The sequence below is a fragment of the Methylomonas montana genome (assembly GCF_030490285.1).
Taxonomy (GTDB): Bacteria; Pseudomonadota; Gammaproteobacteria; order Methylococcales; family Methylomonadaceae; genus Methylomonas; species Methylomonas montana.
In genome coordinates this window covers 1632029-1650462 of sequence record NZ_CP129884.1, presented here as the reverse complement: position 1 = coordinate 1650462, position 18434 = coordinate 1632029, and the positions used below count along the sequence as shown (strand labels likewise).

At 46.0% G+C, this 18434-nt stretch carries 19 protein-coding genes; 1 reads left to right on the top strand and 18 read right to left on the bottom strand.

Annotated elements, in window-relative coordinates; translation table 11 throughout:
- Genes QZJ86_RS07730 through QZJ86_RS07695 form a run of 8 tightly spaced genes read right to left on the bottom strand, consistent with a single transcriptional unit; the run spans position 1 to position 9093 of the window.
- The gene (locus QZJ86_RS07730; protein ID WP_301937874.1) at positions 1-2316 is read right to left on the bottom strand and encodes a hypothetical protein; all 2316 of its coding nucleotides are present in this window, start codon (positions 2314-2316) and stop codon (positions 1-3) included.
- Between the two features lie 5 nt (positions 2317-2321).
- Complete coding sequence (locus QZJ86_RS07725; RefSeq protein ID WP_301937872.1) at positions 2322-3641, bottom strand: NAD(P)/FAD-dependent oxidoreductase; 1320 nt, start codon at positions 3639-3641, stop codon at positions 2322-2324.
- A gap of 13 nt (positions 3642-3654) precedes the next feature.
- Complete coding sequence (locus QZJ86_RS07720) at positions 3655-4719, bottom strand: lysylphosphatidylglycerol synthase transmembrane domain-containing protein (RefSeq protein ID WP_301937870.1); 1065 nt, start codon at positions 4717-4719, stop codon at positions 3655-3657.
- A complete protein-coding gene (gene rfbF / locus QZJ86_RS07715; RefSeq protein ID WP_301937868.1) occupies positions 4719-5495 on the bottom strand; it encodes a glucose-1-phosphate cytidylyltransferase in 777 nt (258 codons plus the stop codon). The genes QZJ86_RS07720 and rfbF overlap by 1 nt, the downstream gene beginning before the upstream one ends.
- Positions 5496-5503: 8 nt before the next feature.
- On the bottom strand, positions 5504-6478 hold the full coding sequence (locus tag QZJ86_RS07710) for a glycosyltransferase family 2 protein (protein WP_301937866.1): 975 nt from the start codon (positions 6476-6478) through the stop codon (positions 5504-5506).
- 32 nt (positions 6479-6510) lie between these two features.
- Positions 6511-7332, bottom strand: coding sequence for an NAD-dependent epimerase/dehydratase family protein (locus tag QZJ86_RS07705; RefSeq protein WP_301937864.1), 822 nt, complete (start codon positions 7330-7332; stop codon positions 6511-6513).
- Positions 7329-8417 carry a CDP-glucose 4,6-dehydratase gene (rfbG, locus tag QZJ86_RS07700; protein WP_301937862.1) on the bottom strand — a complete coding sequence of 363 codons (1089 nt, stop codon included), beginning with the start codon at positions 8415-8417 and terminating at the stop codon, positions 7329-7331. The genes QZJ86_RS07705 and rfbG overlap by 4 nt, the downstream gene beginning before the upstream one ends.
- The gene (locus QZJ86_RS07695) at positions 8407-9093 is read right to left on the bottom strand and encodes a glycosyltransferase family protein (protein WP_301937860.1); all 687 of its coding nucleotides are present in this window, start codon (positions 9091-9093) and stop codon (positions 8407-8409) included. Before QZJ86_RS07695 ends, rfbG begins: the two co-directional genes overlap by 11 nt.
- On the opposite strand from QZJ86_RS07695, the gene QZJ86_RS07690 reads away from it, so the two are divergent.
- Complete coding sequence (locus QZJ86_RS07690) at positions 9092-10123, top strand: IS630 family transposase (RefSeq protein ID WP_301670818.1); 1032 nt, start codon at positions 9092-9094, stop codon at positions 10121-10123. The two genes, QZJ86_RS07695 and QZJ86_RS07690, sit on opposite strands and share 2 nt — an antisense overlap.
- Here QZJ86_RS07690 and QZJ86_RS07685 read toward each other — a convergent pair.
- Genes QZJ86_RS07685 through rfbA form a run of 10 tightly spaced genes read right to left on the bottom strand, consistent with a single transcriptional unit; the run spans position 10092 to position 18433 of the window.
- On the bottom strand, positions 10092-10406 hold the full coding sequence (locus QZJ86_RS07685) for a glycosyltransferase (protein ID WP_301937858.1): 315 nt from the start codon (positions 10404-10406) through the stop codon (positions 10092-10094). The genes QZJ86_RS07690 and QZJ86_RS07685 overlap by 32 nt on opposite strands.
- Before the next feature lie 8 nt (positions 10407-10414).
- Complete coding sequence (locus tag QZJ86_RS07680; protein ID WP_301937856.1) at positions 10415-12049, bottom strand: glycosyltransferase family 4 protein; 1635 nt, start codon at positions 12047-12049, stop codon at positions 10415-10417.
- 8 nt (positions 12050-12057) lie between these two features.
- Positions 12058-13161: a class I SAM-dependent methyltransferase gene (locus QZJ86_RS07675; RefSeq protein WP_301937854.1), complete on the bottom strand. Its 1104-nt coding sequence runs from the start codon at positions 13159-13161 to the stop codon at positions 12058-12060.
- Between the two features lie 6 nt (positions 13162-13167).
- Positions 13168-14001 carry a class I SAM-dependent methyltransferase gene (locus QZJ86_RS07670; RefSeq protein ID WP_301937852.1) on the bottom strand — a complete coding sequence of 278 codons (834 nt, stop codon included), beginning with the start codon at positions 13999-14001 and terminating at the stop codon, positions 13168-13170.
- On the bottom strand, positions 13991-15376 hold the full coding sequence (locus QZJ86_RS07665) for an ABC transporter ATP-binding protein (protein ID WP_301937851.1): 1386 nt from the start codon (positions 15374-15376) through the stop codon (positions 13991-13993). The genes QZJ86_RS07670 and QZJ86_RS07665 overlap by 11 nt, the downstream gene beginning before the upstream one ends.
- A gap of 45 nt (positions 15377-15421) precedes the next feature.
- A complete protein-coding gene (locus QZJ86_RS07660) occupies positions 15422-15856 on the bottom strand; it encodes a TA system VapC family ribonuclease toxin (protein WP_301937849.1) in 435 nt (144 codons plus the stop codon).
- A complete protein-coding gene (locus tag QZJ86_RS07655; RefSeq protein WP_301937847.1) occupies positions 15856-16149 on the bottom strand; it encodes a hypothetical protein in 294 nt (97 codons plus the stop codon). Before QZJ86_RS07655 ends, QZJ86_RS07660 begins: the two co-directional genes overlap by 1 nt.
- Before the next feature lie 33 nt (positions 16150-16182).
- Positions 16183-17001 carry an ABC transporter permease gene (locus tag QZJ86_RS07650; RefSeq protein ID WP_301937846.1) on the bottom strand — a complete coding sequence of 273 codons (819 nt, stop codon included), beginning with the start codon at positions 16999-17001 and terminating at the stop codon, positions 16183-16185.
- Entirely contained in the window at positions 17001-17549 is a 549-nt protein-coding gene (rfbC, locus tag QZJ86_RS07645) for a dTDP-4-dehydrorhamnose 3,5-epimerase (protein WP_301937844.1), read from the bottom strand. The genes QZJ86_RS07650 and rfbC overlap by 1 nt, the downstream gene beginning before the upstream one ends.
- Entirely contained in the window at positions 17549-18433 is an 885-nt protein-coding gene (gene rfbA / locus QZJ86_RS07640) for a glucose-1-phosphate thymidylyltransferase RfbA (protein WP_301937843.1), read from the bottom strand. The genes rfbC and rfbA overlap by 1 nt, the downstream gene beginning before the upstream one ends.
- Position 18434 lies beyond the last annotated feature (1 nt).

Here is an 18434-nt window from a genome sequence, read left to right as displayed (position 1 = left end):
TCAGGGTGACACCGGAGTGATAGTTACATTGCGAATGATCCAGGCCGCCATTCTCGTATCTCGCTCTCCGAGTTGAGATGCTTTTCCATCGGTTTCAATACTAACTTCAGCAAACTCAGTCGGCGGCAAGTCTATGAACTTGTCAAACACTGCTTGCGCATTGTCTTTAGTTTGCAGTAAGAATTCTTGAGTAGAGGCATCGTGTTTGATTATCCGCAAAGTTAACGTCTGCTTTCCTCGGGTTCCATATTCAAAGCGCAGTTTCGTCTGGGTCGCATCATTGGGAATAAACAGAGGTTGCAATTTGAAGGTCACTTTGTGTTCCACCCAGTGCCACCAATTCATTCCGTCGCTTTCACGATCATAAGCACCAGTCACCGATTCAATTCGGATTTTTCCACTACCATCGAAAATACCAACTTTGAATGGTCCAATTTGCGTTCCTTGACTCAACCAACCATCCTGCCTATTACGCTCCACCACGCAATTACCGGGCATTAATTCCTGCGTCCTGCGTTCCTTTGAGAGATGAGTATAGATGTACCCATCATCCATCCAGTCCGATCTGACTTCCCGGTCGTACAGGTACAGTGTCGCCATTTGTCTGAATTTGTGGTTTTCACCACCAAGGGCCAGATAAATGGGTGTACTAGCGGGGCAAGTGGCAAACACCGTATCCCGTAACTTAAGATAGAACCGATTGAGATCACTCAACCCGTTGTAATACAGCATGAGTGGCATAGGTCCTCCTACGCTGGCAAGCGTGATACGAGCCAAACCGGTGAGTGCGGCGCTTACCACGCCAATCGCGAAAAGGGCTACCACTATACCATTGAATAACTTTCTCAATCTCGGTCGTAAACTGGCAATACTAAGCAAAACAAGCACCATCACGAACGGGTGCGACCAGTCAGTTAGTTTGAATTGACTCCAGCTTTGTCCCGCTCCCTTCTGGAAAGGTGAAGGAACGAAATATCGAAAATATACGGTACCAATGGCAAAAACAGTCAGCGCAGCTACGACTGGCATGATCGCGCTACTTATCGTGGTCAGCCATATTTGTCGTCTACCGAAAAACACGAGTGCTAACGTTAAGCCAAGCAGAACAAAACCAAATGCATAGGTCAACGAACCGGCTTTTTCAGGAACAGTCCATTGGAACATATCCCAGGCTCCACCATGAACACCAAAAGCATGCGCCACAAAACCCAACAAAGACCACACGACGGGTGAACCTACAACAGCCCCAGTTTGCATGCTTAGAGCCCAATAAACTCTTATCAATTCCGTATTCAGTAAAAGGATTGAAAGGCCGAGCAAAACACCCCCATATTGGAGCAGATTTTTCCATGCATTAAAGCGAAAAGCTAAAATTAATCCGCTACCGGCAACAGCTACCAGCAAGAATGGGGTAAGTTCTGAATAGGCGAAAGTTGCTCCAGTAAAAAGTGCCATACTTGGCAAAGCCGTTTTGCCAATGCTCTGCCAGTTAGCATTTGTCGTGGCGACCCATCGAAGCATAGGCCCTATCGAAAACAGAAAGCCCCCCCCCAAAGCAAGACCAATGGTTTGCGGCAAGAAACCCATATTGGCGCCAAACACCAAGCCACCGAAACTGAATGCAGGCAGTGCCAATATCGCCAGCCTGATATTTCTCCGAATTTGGCGCAATGCTTGCCCCAAGGGGAATCCTATTGCTAAACAACAGGCTGCTATGGCGGAAATCATGACAGCAGGATATACCTCAGATGACCATTGTAAATTGAGCAGCGCCTGTAGCATCCCAAGCAAGAACGAGCCGCCCATGCGTAACCCTGTTTGCTGGTAAAGGGTCACTTGCGTCGTTAATGGCGTCACCTTCTCCGTCGAAATAACTTCGTCAAAAGCATGATGCTGAAGCCAATTACTATGTGTCAAATAGGTAAAGGCATCATTGTGTGCATTGAAAGCACCGTAAGAGAAGAGCGGACCTAGAAGGCTTACACCACAAACGATTCCAAAAACACTTACCAATAGCGCATGACTCAAAACTTGCTTGTTATGCGACTCGCGAGCGAGCAACCACACCAACAGTAAAATGATTAGCCATGGCACGACAACCGAATTCCCCAGAGGGAGAATTCGCCCGAGAAGACTAGCAATAATGGTTAAGGATGCTAAACCAAGTGCGGGGGCCAGATAGAAGCGAGCATGAGCTCTAAAGCGACAGGGAAACGCATAGCTCCATCCTCGCCCTATTGCAGTTGCCAATGACAGAATGGCAACAACGGCGGCTAGAGTGGTCCAGAAAATTTCTGGACCTAAAATGTTGATCATGGATTCTATTCGGAAATAAGCTTAGAAATGTCCGCAGCAACAGCCCGGCCTTCCCTTATGGCATAGTTTGTACCGCGATCCTCCGGATAAATTTGCGCCATGCTGGAAATATGAGCATTACTAAAAGGCGTTTCTCTGCCAGGGACATAATGAGAATAATCACGCTCGGTAACAGGTTGAGCGTATTCAGCTCGCCAAACTCGGTGTTCCAGCACCCAAGATTCATCCATCTCTGGAAACATACGTTTAAGGTGTTCCAAAGCAAAGGCAACATATTGGCTGTCACTATATGCCCATACAGGATCCTCCACGGCAAGATAACGCGACAAAAAGGCGATATGCGAGCCTTTGTAGTTTTCAGGGGTATCAAAATTGGTATGCTCTATGACGCCGACAAAGGGAAAACCAGGATCGTTGACGTTAAGCCAATAGGTTTCGGAAAGACTATGTTTTAGCCGTAATACCAAGCACATATTGCCAAGATAGCGAACTCTACGCAAACGAGCCAGCCAATCAGCATCCGCATTGCCCTCAAATATATCGGCAATGATCGGAAATGCTGGCGTAAATAAAAACTGCCGACCGGCGATATCACCGTGAGTCGTAGTCACGCTAAGAAGTTGGTTGCCCTCTGTATGTAAGCCGGTCACTTTCTCAGTAAAACCAACTTCGCCACCGTTTCGTTCAATCGCTGTTACCATAGCTTCTGCAAGGCGCCCGAAACCCCCTTTAAAATAAGCAAGCTCTTCGCTACCTTTTTCATTCCGAGTACTACCTCGTAGCACCAGCTTTTTCCACATCCAAACTGCATTTACCGCTTCCGCATAGATTGAAAATTTGGATGTAATCAGCGGCTCCCAAACTACTTTGTAGACGCTCTTTCCACACAGAGACTCTAACCATTCACGAATGCTGAGATGCTCAATTGTCCGCCAATCCTTGACCCGCCTTACTTGAAACACCAATAGACCTAACCGAATTCGATCAATGAACGAAAGCGCTGTGAATCTAAGCAAATCCATAGGTGTAGATAACTTCCACATCTGACCATTGAAGTACATGCCTGTTCGAGACGGCAAAGTAATCACGTCTCCTTCCATACCCAACTCTTTGACTAGCTCAGGCACGTAAATATCGTTGTTAAACCAATGGTGATAAAATTTCTCAAGTCTCACTCCATCAGAAAATTCAAATATTCCTGCAAGTCCACCTGGAGTAACATCTGACTCTATAACCCTTACTTTGCACCCTTGCTTGGACAACACATAGGCCGCTGTCAGCCCAGTAAAACCACCTCCGACTATTACGACATCGTATTTTTTCATATTATTTCTGACATTAATTAGTTGACTCAATTGTTTCGGCTTTGGCTTTTACACTGCCAAACAACTGAGGATTGAATAATATTGCTAAAGCGCCAGCCAATGTCGTAGGCAACCAAACGCCAAGATGTGACAGAACAGCAAAACTCGCCGCTTCTCCCGGTGTCCCTCCCAACATTGAAATCGCCGCATAAGCCGCAAGATGAAATGGCCCAACATATCCTGGAGATGATGGAGCCAGGGTTGAAAGAGTTGCAATAGCCATAACAATCACCGCCGTCTCTGGTGCGGCCACAAGACCAAACCCTAATAACAGTGCCCAAAAAAGACCAGCTTCCCCCACCCACACAAGAACTGACAAACTAGTAAGCCAAATCAACACAGGCAAACGTGACATAGCATCGAAGCTGCTTAGTAAAATTCCAAGCATTTTCAATATCTTTCCCCGACCCGCATCTTCACCAGATGGAGCCTGTTTGGCTAGTCTAATAAACCAGCGCGACAATCGGCCACTTAGCAAAAAAACTAACATCAGCGTTACTCCACCAAAAACACTGAGGCTAACAGCGGTAGTTTCTAACCATTCCGGTAACTTAGTCGTTGGACTAATGGACAAACCGATCATCAAACACGCTAATAAGGTCATAAGATCAATCAACCGCTCCATTACCAAACTACCAGTCGCCGTTGTTTTTCCAACACCAATTGCAGATGGAAACACAAATGCTCTCACTACATCCCCTACACGCATCGGCAAGGTGTTATTAAGAGCAATTGACCCTAAAAATGGAGCAATACAAGCCGAAATATTAATCCGCGTTCCCGATGCTTTTAGCAGAGTAGCCCAGCGTATAATGCGCATTGAGTAACCACCCATTAACGAAAGTAATCCCCACACTAAATATATCCATTGAAAATTAGAAATTGCATTTCTAACTTCATCGAGATCAATGCGCCAAGCAATAAACCCCAAACAAGCCCCGGATACGGCAACCCCCATCAGATTGCGCAACCATTTTCTTAACTTGGCCTTTTTTGCAATGAGTTTAACTTTATTTTTTTTTGTCTTATGTAAGGACATTAATTATCCCACACTCGCCAAGGTGCGGAACCGCTATCCCATAAACATTCAAGATCACGCTTGTCACGCAACGTATCACAAGGCTGCCAAAAACCGGTATGCTGAAATGCTGCAAGCTGACCATCTCTAGCAAGATTACTAAGCGGAGCTCTCTCCCAAGACGTTGCGTCGCCTTCGATGTAATCTATAGCTTTTGGCTCAAGAACAAAAAAACCACCATTGATCCAACCTATTTCATCACTGGGTTTTTCTTCAAAACTAGTCACATGTTTATTTTTATCCATATTCAACACACCAAAGCGCCCCGGTGGTTGAACTGCCGCAACGGTTGCCAGCTTGCCGTTAGCACGATGGAAAGCTAACTCGGCAGTAATATCAATATTGGAAAGACCATCGCCATAGGTCAAGCAAAATGTTTCATCACCCAGATAGGAAGCTACTCGCTTTAATCGTCCACCGGTCATAGTCTCTGGACCAGTATCGATCAAAGTTACCTTCCAATCTTCGGATTGCGAATTTAAAATTTGGTGTTCACCAGTTTTTAAATCGATCAGTAAATCAGATGTATGGCGGTAGTAATTAAAAAAAAACTCTTTAATCACATAACCTTTGTAACCCAAACAAACCACAAAATCGTTGATACCATGATGACTGTAAAGCTTCATAATGTGCCATAGCAACGGTCGACCGCCAACTTCGACCATGGGTTTTGGTTTACTATCGGATTCCTCCGCTATACGAGTACCTAAACCTCCTGCAAGAATAACGGCTTTCATGTTTCCCCCTAAAGCTTAAGCTCGTCCTTCGAAAAATTAAGATTTTGTTCAATTATAGCAACGGGCTCGGCCCTTAAAATTAGATAAATTCGCAGTAAATATTCACCAATAATTCCCATTAACAGAGATTGCAAACCAATCCCAAATAAAACCAGTATGTGTATGCTGGCCATGCCTTGAGGGAGATCAGGATGAAATAAGCGAAGTATTAAATAATACAATGTACCTAACATGCTTATGCCAAGCATGGTGATACCAGCAACTGAGGCGATCCGTAACGGCACTGTGGAATGATTTAATACAGCGGTAAGACCTAGTCGAATTAGACGTGAAACATCAAACTTACTCTCCCCAGCCACACGTGCATCGCGATCATAAGGAACTCCGGTTTGCTGAAATCCAAGTCCTGCGATCATTCCGCGCAGATAGGGACTAGGCGTCTTTATTTTCACCAAAGCATCTATGACTTTCCGATCAATCAGACGAAAATCCCCCACATCACGCGGAATAGGGTGCTCACTAATAATATCGATAAACCAATAACCTATACGGCGAAAGGCGTGAATCATTTTGCCTTCTGGTCTTTTGCGCCTAACACCATAAACAACGTGAAAACCTTTTTGCCAGCGTTCAAAGAAAACTTCAAGCATCTCTGGAGGATCTTGCAAATCAGCATCAATCTGCATAACAGCATCCCCTCTCGTATGTATATAGTTAGCAAAAATAGACCGCTGAAAACCAAAATTCTTAGAAAATCGAATAGCCCGTATTCGATTATCTTGACTTGCCAATTCTGCTAACTTTTCCCAGGTCCTATCTTCAGAGTGGTTATCAGTAAATATAAACTCAAGACAGCAACGATCTGCCATTCTCGCCCCAACATCTTTTAATCGGCCGTATAAAATATCCAAATTTTCATATTCATTAAATACGGGAATGGAAATTGATATCAATGGTTTATTGGAGACAGTATTTTCACTCATAGCAAAAGGTGTGTAATATTTAATATTTACAATCAGGACAGATAAGAACGCAAATATTGGATAACATTTGGAAGTGTATCTCGAAAAACCATATCAGTGAGCTCTACTGTCCGCTCAAACAACAACCCATAATTATCATTAACCGGTTCAGGTAAGGCGCCTATTTTTAACAAATTAGCACACCTGTAACTCTCAAAAATATAAGTAGCCAATTCTCTAAGTGTTACAGGCTGACCATGACTAAGTTCAATCGCCCCGCTTAAGCCAGAGTCAACTAATCTATATATAGCAGCAACTTCATCATCAATATGGTGATATTCGCGCAGTTGCATCCCAGGCGTCATTTTAAATTCTGTCTGTGACTCAATAGCGTGAAGAATTTGACCAAGAAACATAAAACTGCTCGGTCTATCACCACCAAACAACGTATGTATTCTAATATGTAGCGCCAAGTTGCTATTAGAGCAAAATTCTTCAACAAAGTGCCCAAGCTTTGTTTTGCTTAAATAGTAAGGGTTTGTTGTTTTGTCACCAACAACCTTTTCCATAACCGTTCCAAACGTGACAACTTTTAAACCTAGCTTAGTTGCTCCTACAACTATATTTTTTGCCAATTTAAAGTTTATAAGTTCGTGATCTTCATAGTTTAGCTTTGGATCAATTATTCCTGCAGCATTATAAATAATACTCTTAGTATTTGCCGATTTCTCAAAAAAACGAGCAATAGCATCTGCAGAACCATCACGCCACCATTCGGCATAAATAGATCTATGAAGATTATTAGTCTGATTGGACAACGCTGAACCTGCAATTGCACGCCCTAAACGACCATGCGAACCAAGCACGAAAATCATTTCATTAATCCGTCACGCCAAGATTGTATTTGTACTGTGGTTAAATCACGTACTTTTGATGGCGCATTATAATAATCTCGGTACCATTTGGCAGTCTCGGCAACAACACGCTCTGTGTCCCAGGGCGGTATCCAACCAAGAATATTTCGGGCGATTGAACTATCTAACGCGAGAGCATTGGCCTCTGCCAACGGATTGTCCATATACTCTATATTTGGCCGCTGCCAATGCATCGACATCAATTCAAGCACGTTACGCACAGAGTATTGCTTGGGATCTTGTGGCCCCAGATTCCACGCACGTGCATAGAGCTCCGGCTTATCTGAAAGCATACCTGCTAGCAACATTAAATACCCTTGTACTAAAGCTAGAACATGCTGCCACGGGCGAGTCGCATCTGGATAACGTAGCGTCAGCGTACTGTTATTTGTAATAGCCCGCACAAAGTCAGGGATTAATCTATCTTCTGACCAATCTCCTCCACCTATAATATTGCCACCACGCGCTGTTGCAACAACTGGACCTTTAGCATCGCCCCCAAAGAAAGATGCTGCATAACTCTGAATTACCATTTCTGCAGCAGATTTAGATGCGCTATAGGGATCTTTGCCCCCTAATGGATCGTTTTCTCTATAGGGCCATTGCCATTCATTGTTTTTATATACCTTATCAGTGGTAATACATAAAACACCACGAACTCCTTCCACAGTTCTTGCTGCCTCAAGTACATTTGCCGTCCCAAGCGCATTGACTTCAAATGTCCGTAGTGGCTCACGGTATGAGCGGCGCACCAAGGGTTGTGCGGCAAGATGCAATATAAGCTCGGGGCGAAAATCTTCCACTGTTTTCAACAAAAGTGAGTAATCACAAATATCGCCATAAACCGTTTGGACGTGAGTAGCAATAGTTAAATCATCGAATAGACAAGGTATCGTTTCCGGCGGGAGCGAGAAACCAGTCAAGTTGGCTCCTATACTTCCTAACCAATGACAAGCCCATCCACCGGTAAATCCAGTATGCCCGGTTATCAAGATTTTCCGACCTGAGAGCACTGCCTCAAAAGGTAATAAATTATTAAAACTCATTTGTTCCTTTACTTTTTAGAATTGCTGATTTGCCCCATTGAATCAAACTACGTTTCATTCCCTGCGAAACTTTTCTATTCCACCAAAAAGCCGAGAAAATTGATACCAAAGATAAGCTCACCACAAACCATCTAGGCCACTCTGCCCTATTAGGGCTACTAGTCTCGACTGCCGCATGCGCATAATTAAACAACCACCTATCCGGCACTTTTCCAAACAGTTTTTTGAACATATCGTTAATTTCTTTATGCACTTTCACCCGAGAGCCTAAGGTCTTGTTATCTACATAGAGTCTGGACCCGGCTAACTTTTCTTCCAAATAGCCAAATTTCACCCCAGCTTTGCCTAACCTGAGCCAGTATTCATAATCCATACAATAGTTTAATGATTCATCCAGCAATCCACATTGCTCGGCTACGCGTCGCCTGAAAAACAATGCCGGTTGACAAATGAAACAGGTTTCTTTGAGTCGATCAAAATTCCAGGGTTCGCTAGGATAAGCTTCGAAGGCGTGGTCGTCCAAATCGATGTGATCGGCCATGCCATACACCATATCCACTTCCGGATGGTCCGCAAAATAAGCAACGACTCTAGCAACAGCCCCGGAGTAATAAATATCATCGGAGTTACTGCTCTTAAAATAAGTTAAGCCATATTCATGAGATAATATTTCCATGAAATGTAAACGAGATTCAGACGGCCGGGAAATTGATCACCATACTCTGCAAGTGATGCGACAGCAGGCGGTCAAAGCGGTGAAAAATGGGCAGACGGCGGCCAGTGTGGCGGCAGCGATGGGCGTCAACATTCGCACGGTGTTTCGGTGGTTGTCCGACTTTGCAACCGGCGGTCAAAATGCCCTGCTGGCCAAGAAGATTACGGGCCGCCCACCGCTGGTGACGCCCGACGAAATGCGCTGGATCGCCGAGACCGTGCGGGACAAAACACCCTGGCAAATGAAATTGGAGTTTGGCTTGTGGACCTTGTCGCTCATCGGGGAAGTCATCTATCGCCAGTTTGGCAAACGCCTGACCGCGCCGAGTGTGGGACGGATCATGCGGTTGCTGGGTTTTACGCCGCAAAAGCCCTTGTATCGGGCTTGGCAGCAGGACCCGGTCTTGGTGGAAAAATGGCAGTCGGAGGAGTTTCCTGCCTTGAAAGCCGAAGCCAAACGCACGGGTGCAGTGATTTATTTTGCCGACGAAGCCGGCGTGCGCTCCGACTTTCATGCTGGCACCACCTGGGCGCCAGTCGGTCGGACGCCGACCGTGAAGACAACCGGGCGACGATATGGTTTGAATCTGATCTCTGCGGTCAGTGCGCGGGGCGATTTTCGCTTCATGGTCCAGGAAGGCAACGTCACCGCCGACGTGTTTGTCGAATTCTTGAAACGCCTGCTGCGTGGCGCTGAACAGCCGATCATACTGGTCGTCGATGGCCATCCGATTCACAAGGCTAAGATCGTTAAAACGTTTGTGGAGCAACAGCAAGGCCGGTTGCAGTTGGCCTTTCTGCCGCCATATGCGCCACAACTGAATCCGGACGAACAAGTGTGGGGTTATATCAAACCACGCGTGGCCAAGCAGATGCCGGAAAATAAAATCGAATTAAAGAAACTCGTTCAATCTGCCATGCATCACTTACAGAAACTCCCACATGTCGTGAAATCTTTTTTCAGACACCCAGAATGTCAATATGCAGGTTAGTGACAATACTTTCTTTAAGAGCAGTAAGCCAGCCGATAATATCTCCATTCGTGGCGCGTATGCCCTTGTTGACTGCGTCGGTTTGACCATTGTCTTTTTCCGACACCCAGCGGACTGCCGGCTCAAAACGTTTTAAAACCTCAACCGTGTTATCGGTACTGCCGCCGTCAAAAACCACATGCTCGAGTTCAAAGTCAGGTGATGCCTGGTTGGCTACGCTTTGCAGCGTGCGCTCAATGAATTGCCCTTGATTGTAGGAAGGGGTAACGATACTAATTTTCATGCAACAGCCTATTCGGGATATAGAGTGACATATTTTTTTTCACCATCACACGCAACACAACGACACACCATAACTGCCAACTCACGATTATCGTCTCCCATCCCGTAAATGGCTGGCACAAAGACAGGAGAAAACCGTAATTCGTAGACTCCTCCTTGCTGAGTCAGGGGCAAGGATAAAACACCATGATTACCAGCCTGAATTTCAAATGATTTTTCTATTACCTCACTTCCACAATACGCTTCAATCGTCACCTTCGGGTGTGGTAAGAATTCCGGCGCAGAAAATTCGATTTCAAGCGTAGCCAGATCTTTCGCCGGCGCCACTTGAATATTCATGCATGGACTAGCCCAGCTATCAGAATAAATCCCAGTCAACAGGTTTTCACGATTCTTGTTTCTAACAGCAAGTTGAAACAGCTCCCAATAGTCATTGGCCATTCGTGTAGAGTCCGAAAATTCATTAGCTCGCTGCAATCCTGCTTGAATCAATCTTTCTCGAAGCTCAGCATTCTCAGTGAGTGAAATTATGGCCTGAGAAATATCAGTGGGCACACGCGGATCAAATAAAATGGCAGCATCCGCAGCGACCTCCGGCAAAGAGGTTCTGTCACTACACGCCACCGGCACACCAGCCGCCATTGCTTCGATGACAGGTAAACCGAAACCTTCATAAAGTGAAGGGAATACGACGCCCAAACAGCTCCCCATCAACATCGCCAGTTCAACATGAGGGAGGTACCCAGGAAAAATGATGCGTTGCCCCAGATTCATCGTCTGCGCCGCTTTCATCAACCATTCTTGCCGTTCACCTGGCGCTCCGGTACAAACCAGCTTGATATCCGCTGCCACCCCCTCATGACAAGCCATACCAAAAGCTGTTAACAGCATTTCGTGATTTTTGTGCCGCCAAAAATTAGCGGGATACATCAGGTATCGGTGAGGTACCAGTTTAAAGCGATCCAGTATGTTCAAGTCTGGCGGGGATTCTGGGACTATACGCTGGGCCATGCGCAGATAAATGGTGCGTATACTTTTGGGATCGAGCTTGCCATGATCAATAGCGGAATTGCGCGAGTAGTCGGAAATAGCGGTGAGCACTGTTGCTTTTCGGCAAGCTTCGAGAAAAGTATGGTCGCGGTGAGCTACATCTTCTGCGGCAAAAAACTCGGAATAGGTTTTATACTGTAGATCGTAAATGGTACAAACAGTCGGTATACCTAATTCAAAAAAAGTCGGGGCGGTAAACGGGCAAAACAGTAAGTTCACGTTCATATCGCGCAACAGAGAACTGGAGCCTCCCTGTTTTAATTTGGAGTTTAACCGGTAAGCCATACGACATGCGATGCGGTGCAATCGACTAGGCAAATGCGGTAACAGTCGTGAAGCCAAATTCTGTAACCGTAAACGAATGGAATTTGAAACAGTTGTGCCGACAACCATCACCCGCCGCATGTTGGGCCTATCCAAAACTGCCAATTCTTCGTGAGATGCGGCCTGAGTAAGCAGGATAAATTGGGTTTGAGGCTCCATTTCCGATAAACGAACTAGCAGTTCCAATACAAAAATCTTCGCGCCCCCGTTTTCTCCCCCCGGCAGGATAGGGGTTAAATCCACAGCGATCACTTTGAGCGACTGGTTCATTTCGAGATTCAATTTTTTATTATCCTTCGTTTTTTTAACGTATCGGTAAGCGTTTCAATCTGCACTAAGCGTGCGGCTCTGTCAGCTTCCGATTCCTTCAACATCTCAGTAAGCGTTTCAATCTGCACTAAGCGTGCAGCTCTGTCAGCTTCTGATTCCTTCAACATCTCAGTAAGCGTTACGATTTGTTCGCCATGCGCTATCCTGTCTGATTCCGCGTCTTGCAATCGCTGAGTCAAACACAGCTCACGCTCACGCAAATCAAGCAACGCTAAAGTCAACCGCCCATGAGGAGTACCTAACAAAGCCGAATCAATTTTCTCCGCTGTTTTTACCTGAAATGGAGTCCGACTAACCAAAAAAAACATATCATAGTGCTCAAAGATGGCAGGCTCAAACTGGACATATTCGGCACCTAATTGCTGGAACATACGAGCCACTGAACTCTGGCTGAAGAGATAAATGTGCTCTTCAGGTATCAGCATCTCAAGGAAGCGAGCATTTTGTTCTACCAACTCAGAATAAACCATTCCTTCCTTGAACCGCGGCGTCTGAATCAATAGCAATCCATCGGGTTTCAACAACTTTAAGCAGAGAGCCATCGTCGACGAGGGATCTGGCAGGTGTTCCAGCACGTCCATCAGGGCTATAGCGTCGAGGCTGAAAGGCGCAATATCAAGGTTTTCCAGGGGGCCGACGAAAATCGGAACATCAAATGTTTTCTGGCCAAACTCCACAACCCAGGGGCTCATTTCCACGCCGAACGCATCATACCCGGCCTGACATAACAAAGAGACATAGCTACCGTGAGAGCAACCCAGTTCCAGTACTTTGGCTGGCGGTAGGCAATATTTGAGCAGCGTTTTCAACCAATGCAGGTTGCGTTCCGTAGGATCATTGCGGGCGCGGGTATATATGTCACCAAAGCCAAAAGCGTCATGCTGATGTTCCAACCAATATTTTTTGCCATAAAAATCGGTCTCATCGTCACGTACCAAAAACTGTTCACGAGGCATATCCTTGAGATATAGCAAAGTTCCACATGATCGGCATTCTCCGTAGTCAGGGCTAAACGGGAAAAAATCTGTGTTGCCACACCAGCATTTTGTCATACCGATTTAGCCTGGCTTACGCACGAGAAAAACTGCGCCACTGCAATCTCGCCAGTTGAGTTCCATATCCAAAATCCCCTCCAATACCTTGCGAAATCCACCCGGAAATTTCGAGTTAACCGACAAGAAAGGAAATATATCATCCCCCATTTCGCCGCCTCCGGCCCTTTTAATGTGCCAAAGATTATCCATTAACAAAAATATGCCACTGCTATGCTTTGGTAAAATTGGAATATATTCCTCAGCAACTAAGCCTGCTCGCTCAAAGCTTCTCACCCAAGCATCGACAGACAAAGGATTAACAAGATGATGAAAATCGAGAAAATCTTTTTGCAGGGAGGCTGCGGCGGCGCCAAAACCAGCTCTGGCAACCAGCTTGGGTAACAAGGCCCACTCCACAAAACGATCTGTCACCACGCTGCACAGCAAATTGCCACCAGGTTTGAGACAGCGAAAAACTTCCGCCAAAACATCGTCCAGCCGATCCATGTGCTCCAAAGAGCAATTAGCAAAAACATGGTCAAAACTACCATCCGCTTCAGGTATTTGCTGAGCCGGAACTACATGAACATCCTTATAGATTCCACTCTGCCGACCTAACTCAGCCACTTCCGGATCCAAATCCACACCGACCACATCTGTAGCTAGAGGCCAGATCAAGCTAAAATAACGTCCATCACCGCAACCCAAATCGAGAATTCGCCCTTTGAGTTCGTAGTGTCTATAGGCTGCGTACTCCCATGCTCTCCAGTGACTCAATGGCGGAACATAGGAATAAAGAGTACAAACGGCATCATAGCCGCCTAATATTTCCGAAGAAATCAGTGTTTTAGATTGCATGTATTTCAGGTGTCTTGATTTGAAATTCAAAATCGAAATCGCCAGGTAAATCTGCTACACCGTGGTGAGTCATTGGCGTCTTATCATAAATTTTTCGGCGCCCTATCGAGATGACCCCGGCATTAGGCACATGACAAATACGTACAATATGTGCGAACAAGTTTTCGTGGCTTAACTTGGACATATTTTTATAACTTTCTGGATCAATAGTTGCCAAACCTAACTCATAAGAGTATTCACCAACTTCCAACTTCAATTCGATACTCTGACGACAACGAATAATTGATCCGGCCGGCAAATAGTCAGGTGTAATTTCACCATACTCCAATGAGCCCTTTCCATGTACATTTATGCCTCTAGAGTTCTGCAAAACGACGCCTCCTAAGGGAACGCCTATCGGCTTAGATAACAAAAACTCATAATAAAAGACGGCCGTCTCACCTTGCGCAAAGCTATTGGTCAAATTGCCAAATTCGTTACAAATTACAAAGCGAGTACATTTTGCCCACCCATTATCCACCTGAGAAAATTCTAGTGCTTGTTTAAATAAGGCATCCGATGGCCAAAATGTTGAAGACTTGTCATCTGAACAAGATTGCTCGCCTGAATATTCATCGGATTGAAATCTATGCTCAGCGTCTTCAAATTGGTGCTGCAAATAATAACGTTTAGTTGCTTCAGTAGCTGATCCCCAAAATTTCTTACTCCCATGATCAAGCAAGATTGCACGCTCACAAAATTGCTCAACTTCAGTCATCGCGTGAGAAACCAGCAAAATTGCTGCTCCTGAATCACGCAATTGCTCCAAGCGGGTATAACATTTCTGCCGAAAAAAAATATCTCCTACTGCCAGCGCTTCGTCAATGATGACGATGGACGCATCGATATGCGCCTGCACCGCAAAAGCAAGGCGCACAAACATGCCACTGGAATAGGTTTTGACAGGTTGATTAATGAATTCACCAATATCTGCAAATTCGACAATTTGGTGGTAACGGGTTTCAATTTCTTTTTCACTGAGCCCAAGAATACGGCCGTTAAAAAGGACATTTTCCCGCCCAGTAAACTCCGGGTTAAAGCCGCTGCCCAATTCCAGTAATGCGGCGATACGGCCGTTGACTATCACGTCACCATTCGTTTGCGCAAGCGTGCCAGCTAGAATTTGTAGTAATGTACTTTTACCGCTGCCGTTGCGCCCAATGATGCCAAATGTTTCACCCTTCTTAACTTCGAAGGAAACATCCCTCAACGCCCAAAACTCATGAAAATACTGTTTTCGGCCTCGCACAAGCATCTGCAATAAACGGTCATATGGTTTATCGTAGATTTGGTAGCATTTGCTAAGATTTTCTACTTTTATGGCGACTTCAGACATTTTTTAACATATTCAATTTTCAAGATGCGAAGGCAGGTGAATTTTTTAGGCTTGCAGATACACAAGCTGAGCGAGGGAGGCGCCTTTTACTGAATCAATTGTGATGCGGCGGTCGAGCGTTACGAATCTGCCCCCATTCTGCAGGGCCAAAGTCAAAAGATATATGTCCGTGATTTGGCGATGCCCGAGTACTCGCGACCAGTCAAATATCTCCGAATCCAATAAGCTGATGCTGTCTGGCCAAAATTCATGCTCCGTAAATGCTGCGGCCTCTGCCAATCTGCCGGCAACCTGTGCAGCCGGAAGTGCGCCTGGGTAGCCAGGCTGCGACATGATGCGGATGCATCCGTTTTGAGTAATTGGACAAGATGCCCAGCCAGCAGCTAGGTTCTTCTCCAACCAGTTCATCGCTACCTCATGATGCACATGCCCAGCATCCATCAGCGCAATCAACACATTAACATCAAGCAAGGCTCGCATTAAGCGCCTTCTCGATCACGCAGCTCATTGACCATGTCATTGGTTACCACTACACCGCGTGAAACAAAAGGACGAAAGCCGCATACGGCTTTACTTTCAGCATCAGTAGTCGCGGGTAAGCGTTGTTGGCCTGACAATGCTTCCCTCATCAACCGAGAGATAACACGTCCAACCGCTACATTCTGCATGCGCGCCAGTTCTTTGGCGGCCGCTAGGACATCGTCTTCGATATCGACTGTTGTGCGCATATCAAGCTCCTGCAATGATGGCAATTCATCATGATGATACTGCATCAAAAAATACAAAACAAGGCGCAAAACAACAAGTCAAAGCACGTCCGCAAACCCCTTACGGGTTTTTTGAAACCAGGCAAAGCCCAGCCAAGCGCTCACTAGTGCGGCGAAAAAGTAAATCGAGAACATTTTCCAATCCGGCAAGCTTCCCCAAACCAGCAAGGCTCGACCTTGTTCGATAGCGGGCGTTAACGGATTCAATAATAAAAGAGGCTGAAATTCTAGCGGAAGAGCCGAAACCGGATAAAAAATCGGCGACAGAAACATCAAAGTAGTGGTAATCAGCCCAATGATCTGAGCTATGTCACGCACATACACTCCCAAGGAGGCTAAAAACCATGACAGTCCCATGGTGAGCAACAGTAATGGCAGCACTAACAGAGGCAATAGCAGTGCTTCTGGATGCGGAACCCCAAACAAAATACTGTAAAAAACCAGCCAGACCAACAAACTGACAGCACCGTGAAATAAAGCCGACCCCATGCTGACCCAAGGCAAAATTTCCAACGGAAACACTACTTTTTTAACATAGTTGACATTGGACAATATCAAGCCAGGTGCCCGGCTAAAACACTCGGCAAACAGGTTGAAAATGGTCAAACTGGCAAATAACACCAAAGCAAACTCAGTTTTCGAATCGCTTCCACTACTCCATCGCGCTTTAAAAACCACGCTAAACACAAACGTGTAGACCAGTAGCATAAAAACCGGATTAAAAAACGACCACAAAATACCTAATGCCGAACCGCGATAGCGTCCCACCACCTCGCGTTTGACTAAAGCCTTGATTAAGCCACGATTACGTCCCAAACTGGCAACCATTTCACGAGGTGAAATGCTGAAATTTTGCATCAGCCAAAAACCTCTGCGGCATTTAGAGCAAGTCCCAACTGGTCTTTGCCTGATAAAACCGGTTTTTCCAAAAAAGGCCACTGGATACCAATTTTCTCCTCGTCCCAGGCAATACATCTTTCATATTCCGGCGCGTAATAGTCGGTGGTTTTATAAAGAAATTCCGCCGTATCCGACATCGTCACAAAACCATGCGCAAAACCTTCCGGTATCCACATTTGATGTTTATTATCGGCGGATAAGAATTCTCCCACCCACTGACCGAATGTCGGAGAACTTTTGCGAATATCGACCGCCACATCGAACACTTCGCCTTGCACCACCCGCACCAACTTACCTTGAGCCTTTGGAGGCAATTGATAGTGCAAGCCGCGCAATACACCTTTTTGGGATTTGGAATGATTATCCTGCACGAAGTTGACGCTTAATCCGGTCAACTCCCGGAATATCCGCTCATTGAAACTCTCGAAGAAAAAACCTCGTTCGTCGCCGAATACCTTGGGAGTGAACAAAACAACGTCTGGAATGGAAAGCCTAGTAGCTTGCATTAAAACACCTGTTTATTAAGTAGCGCGAACAGATATTGACCATAGCCATTTTTAGCCAATGGTTTAGCGAGTTTTTCGATTTGTTCGTCGGTTATCCAACCGCTACGCCAGGCAATTTCTTCCGGGCAGGCAATTTTCAGGCCTTGGCGGGTTTCGATGGTTTCGATAAAGTTGCTGGCTTCGATCAAGCTGGCATGCGTGCCGGTGTCCAGCCAGGCATAGCCGCGCCCCATGATTTCGACGCCTAGCTGCTGCCGTTCCAGGTAGACCTTATTGACATCGGTAATTTCCAGTTCGCCGCGCGGCGAGGGCTTTAGATTGGCGGCAATATCGACCACTTGATTGTCATAAAAATACAACCCCGTCACCGCGTAGTTGCTTTTGGGCTGAGCCGGCTTTTCCTCTAATGAGGTGGCCTTGCCGTGCGCATCGAAACTGACGACACCGTAACGTTCCGGATCTTGAACATGATATGCAAACACCGTAGCACCGGAATTTTGATGCGCCGCTTTTCTAAGCTGGACGTGCAAATCGTGTCCATAAAAAATATTATCGCCCAACACCAGCGCGCTGGGTTGCGAGCCGACAAATTCCTTACCGATGATAAACGCCTGAGCTAGGCCGTCCGGACTAGGCTGAACCGCATATTGAAGATTAATTCCCCAGTCGCTGCCGTCGCCCAATAAATGCTGGAACAAGGGAGTATCTTGCGGCGTAGAGATAATCAGAATGTCGCGAATACCCGCCAGCAGCAAGGTACTGAGCGGATAATAAATCATCGGTTTGTCGTAAATCGGCAGCAGTTGCTTGGAAACCGCCTTGGTGACCGGATAAAGCCGGGTGCCGGAGCCGCCGGCCAGGATGATACCTTTGCGCTGAGTCATG

What these genes read in the sequence shown, in the direction of transcription:
- QZJ86_RS07705 (WP_301937864.1), bottom strand. Translation starts at nt 7,332, where the DNA reads ATGATTTTCGTGCTTGGTTCGCATGGTCGTTTAGGGCGTGCAATTGCA.
- QZJ86_RS07710 (WP_301937866.1), bottom strand. Translation starts at nt 6,478, where the DNA reads ATGAGTGAAAATACTGTCTCCAATAAACCATTGATATCAATTTCCATT.
- QZJ86_RS07725 (WP_301937872.1), bottom strand. Translation starts at nt 3,641, where the DNA reads ATGAAAAAATACGATGTCGTAATAGTCGGAGGTGGTTTTACTGGGCTG.
- QZJ86_RS07730 (WP_301937874.1), bottom strand. Translation starts at nt 2,316, where the DNA reads ATGATCAACATTTTAGGTCCAGAAATTTTCTGGACCACTCTAGCCGCC.
- QZJ86_RS07660 (WP_301937849.1), bottom strand. Translation starts at nt 15,856, where the DNA reads ATGCGAGCCTTGCTTGATGTTAATGTGTTGATTGCGCTGATGGATGCT.
- QZJ86_RS07675 (WP_301937854.1), bottom strand. Translation starts at nt 13,161, where the DNA reads ATGACAAAATGCTGGTGTGGCAACACAGATTTTTTCCCGTTTAGCCCT.
- QZJ86_RS07650 (WP_301937846.1), bottom strand. Translation starts at nt 17,001, where the DNA reads ATGCAAAATTTCAGCATTTCACCTCGTGAAATGGTTGCCAGTTTGGGA.
- QZJ86_RS07720 (WP_301937870.1), bottom strand. Translation starts at nt 4,719, where the DNA reads ATGTCCTTACATAAGACAAAAAAAAATAAAGTTAAACTCATTGCAAAA.
- rfbA (WP_301937843.1), bottom strand. Translation starts at nt 18,433, where the DNA reads ATGACTCAGCGCAAAGGTATCATCCTGGCCGGCGGCTCCGGCACCCGG.
- QZJ86_RS07690 (WP_301670818.1), top strand. Translation starts at nt 9,092, where the DNA reads ATGAAATGTAAACGAGATTCAGACGGCCGGGAAATTGATCACCATACT.
- rfbG (WP_301937862.1), bottom strand. Translation starts at nt 8,417, where the DNA reads ATGAGTTTTAATAATTTATTACCTTTTGAGGCAGTGCTCTCAGGTCGG.
- rfbC (WP_301937844.1), bottom strand. Translation starts at nt 17,549, where the DNA reads ATGCAAGCTACTAGGCTTTCCATTCCAGACGTTGTTTTGTTCACTCCC.
- QZJ86_RS07685 (WP_301937858.1), bottom strand. Translation starts at nt 10,406, where the DNA reads ATGAAAATTAGTATCGTTACCCCTTCCTACAATCAAGGGCAATTCATT.
- rfbF (WP_301937868.1), bottom strand. Translation starts at nt 5,495, where the DNA reads ATGAAAGCCGTTATTCTTGCAGGAGGTTTAGGTACTCGTATAGCGGAG.
- QZJ86_RS07655 (WP_301937847.1), bottom strand. Translation starts at nt 16,149, where the DNA reads ATGCAGTATCATCATGATGAATTGCCATCATTGCAGGAGCTTGATATG.
- QZJ86_RS07695 (WP_301937860.1), bottom strand. Translation starts at nt 9,093, where the DNA reads ATGGAAATATTATCTCATGAATATGGCTTAACTTATTTTAAGAGCAGT.
- QZJ86_RS07670 (WP_301937852.1), bottom strand. Translation starts at nt 14,001, where the DNA reads ATGCAATCTAAAACACTGATTTCTTCGGAAATATTAGGCGGCTATGAT.
- QZJ86_RS07665 (WP_301937851.1), bottom strand. Translation starts at nt 15,376, where the DNA reads ATGTCTGAAGTCGCCATAAAAGTAGAAAATCTTAGCAAATGCTACCAA.
- QZJ86_RS07680 (WP_301937856.1), bottom strand. Translation starts at nt 12,049, where the DNA reads ATGAACCAGTCGCTCAAAGTGATCGCTGTGGATTTAACCCCTATCCTG.